The sequence below is a fragment of the Synechococcus sp. R8-2 genome, assembly GCF_047461715.1.
Classification (GTDB): Bacteria; Cyanobacteriota; Cyanobacteriia; order Thermostichales; family Thermostichaceae; genus Thermostichus.
Map to the genome: position 1 here is coordinate 1 of NZ_JANSHQ010000383.1, position 2549 is coordinate 2549.

Here is a 2549-nt window from a genome sequence, read left to right on the forward strand (position 1 = left end):
CTCCGCACCGCTGACGCGAACGCGCTGGTGGGACGGGGAGCGGCTCAGAGCATAATTGTTTGACTCTTGAGGATTGAAAACCCCGTTGGAACCCAAAAGATGAACTCTTCTGTTGAGCACTTTAGCGGGACGCAGCCCTCGCAGGCCGAGGTGGTGGTGGTCGGGGCGGGCATCAGCGGCCTAACGTTAGCCTTGCGACTGCAACAGGGCCTATCCTCCAGGGATGACTCCACCCAGCCGGTGCTCCTGGCCGAGGCCAGCTCCCGCGTGGGGGGCTGTATCTCCACCCAATCCAAAGACAGCTATCGCTGGGAAGAGGGCCCCAACAGCTTTACCCCCGTCCCCGCCCTGCTTAACCTCATTGCCGAGGTGGGCTTGGCGGAGCACCTGGTGCTGGCCGATGCCAAGCTGCCCCGCTACATCTACTGGGAAAAAGAGCTGCTGCCGGTGCCCCTGAGCCCTTCTGCGGCAATTGGCTCGCGGCTGTTGAGCGTGGGCGGCAAGTTGCGGGCCTTACGTGGGTTGTTGGGGTTTGTCGCGCCACCGCCGGGCAAAGAGGAAACGGTGCGGCAATTCTTCCAGCGGCAGCTGGGATCCGAGGTGGTGGAACGGCTGGTCGAACCTTTTACCTCAGGGGTGTATGCCGGGGATCCGGATCAGCTCAGCGCCTTGGCAGCCTTCCCCCGCATTGCCGGCTTGGAAGAACGCTACGGCAGCCTCTTTGCCGGTGCTGTGCAGGCTTTGCGCAGCCGTTATCGCTACGCGACGCTCCCGCGAACCCGTCACCAGGACAGCGGCAACTCCCCTATCCAACCTCCTCCCAAGCGGGGCCAACTGGGTAACCTGCGGCAGGGGTTGCAGCAGCTACCTGAGGCGATTGCCCAGAAACTGGGCAGTGCGCTGCGGCTGGGCTGGCGGGCTGTGCATCTCAAGCGGGATGAGACGGGCTACCGGGTGGGCTTCGTCATACACGACAGCGGTGCAGAGCACACGGCCCCAGAAGAAATCCACTGGGTGGCGGCTCAACAGGTGGTGCTCACCCTCCCTGCCTACGCTGCTGCCACCCTCCTGCAGGATCTCAACCCCCAGGCCAGCCGGCTGCTGAGGGAAATCCCCTACCCGCCTGTGGCGGTGGTGGCTTTGGCCTATCCAGAAGAAGCCCTCCCCCAACCGCTGCGAGGGTTTGGCCATCTGATCCCTCGCTCTCAGGGCCTGCGCACCCTGGGCACCATCTGGGCCTCCTCCCTCTTCCCAGAGCGGGCTCCTCAGGGCTATCACTGCCTGGTCAGCTTCATTGGGGGGGCCACCGACGCGGCTTTTGCCTGTCAGAAAGGGATCCCGCCCATTACGGCGCTCTCCCCTGACGAGCGGGCCCAAATTGTGCATGCAGAACTCAGCCAGATCCTGCTCACCCGCCCTGTCGAACCCATCCGCCTGGGAGAGCGCCTGTGGCCCCAGGCTATCCCGCAATATACGCTTGGCCACCGGCAGCGGATTGCCCAATTGCAGGCCAGCCTGGCCGACCAAACCCCAGGGGTGTGGGTGTGTGCCAACTACCTGGATGGCGTGGCCTTGGGAGATTGTGTGCGGCGGGCCGAGGCCCTAGCCCAGCAGATCCTGTCCGTCCGGCGTTAGCGGTGCGGTTCCCGTTCGCGTGTAGCAGCATAGAGTGCTGTAGACATAGCAGCATGAGCCATCCCTACACCAGCCTCCTGCTCATCCCCACCGGCATTGGTGCCCGCATCGGTGGTTTTGCCGGGGATGCCCTGCCTGTTGCCCGCACCCTGGCAGCAGCCGCAGAGCGGGTCATCACCCATCCCAACGTGTTAAACGGAGCCAGTTTGTTTTGGCCGATGGGGAACGTGTTGTACGTGGAAGGGTACGGCCTGGATCAGTTCTGTGCGGGGGTGTGGAATTTGCGGCCAGTGCGCCAAAACTGTGTTGGGGTGGTGCTGGATGCCGGGATCCCCCCCGATCTGCAACAACGCCACCTGCAGGTGATGCAGGCTGCTCAGGCCACCTTGGGGCTCAACATTGGCCCCTGGCGCTTGACCCGCCAACCCTTGGGCGTTTCCGTCGGCTTCTCCCCCTCAGGAGCCAGCCAGGGATCCCTGGCCCAGCCTGATGCTCTCTTGGAGACTGCCCAGGAGCTGGTTCGCCTGGGGGCAGAGGCCATTGCCGTGGTGGCCCGCTTTCCGGATGACTTGGACTTCAGCCAGTACGAGCAGGGAAGGGGGGTGGATCCCCTGGCCGGCGTCGAAGCCCTGATCAGCCACCTGGTGGTGCGGGAGTTGCGGATCCCTTGTGCCCATGCCCCCGCTTTCTACCCTGAGACTTTCCCCAAGCCGGTTCACCCCCGCGCTGCCGCAGAAGAGGTGGGGTTTACCTTCCTGCCTTCGGTTTTGGTGGGCCTCAGCTATGCTCCCCAATTTGTCAAGAGCGGGGATCCCGTCCAACCGGGCGACCTGACAGCAGAGCAGGTGGACAGCGTCATCGCCCCGGCCACTGCCTTTGGGGGGCCTGGCTTGCTGCACCTGGCCAGCCGTTAT

Annotated in this window: 2 protein-coding genes; both read left to right on the plus strand. The window is 64.2% G+C overall.

The window, feature by feature from the left end:
* Window positions 1-99: 99 nt before the first annotated feature.
* Window positions 100-1635 (plus strand): protoporphyrinogen oxidase, encoded by a 1536-nt coding sequence (gene hemG / locus NW819_RS09420; protein ID WP_414413577.1) that lies wholly within the window; start codon window positions 100-102, stop codon window positions 1633-1635.
* Window positions 1636-1688: 53 nt separating this feature from the next.
* Window positions 1689-2549 (plus strand): DUF3326 domain-containing protein (locus tag NW819_RS09425; RefSeq protein WP_414413578.1); only part of this gene is annotated, 861 nt, incomplete at its 3' end.

Coding starts and splice junctions, on each gene's coding strand:
- hemG (WP_414413577.1), top strand. CDS start 100: ATGAACTCTTCTGTTGAGCACTTTAGCGGGACGCAGCCCTCGCAGGCC.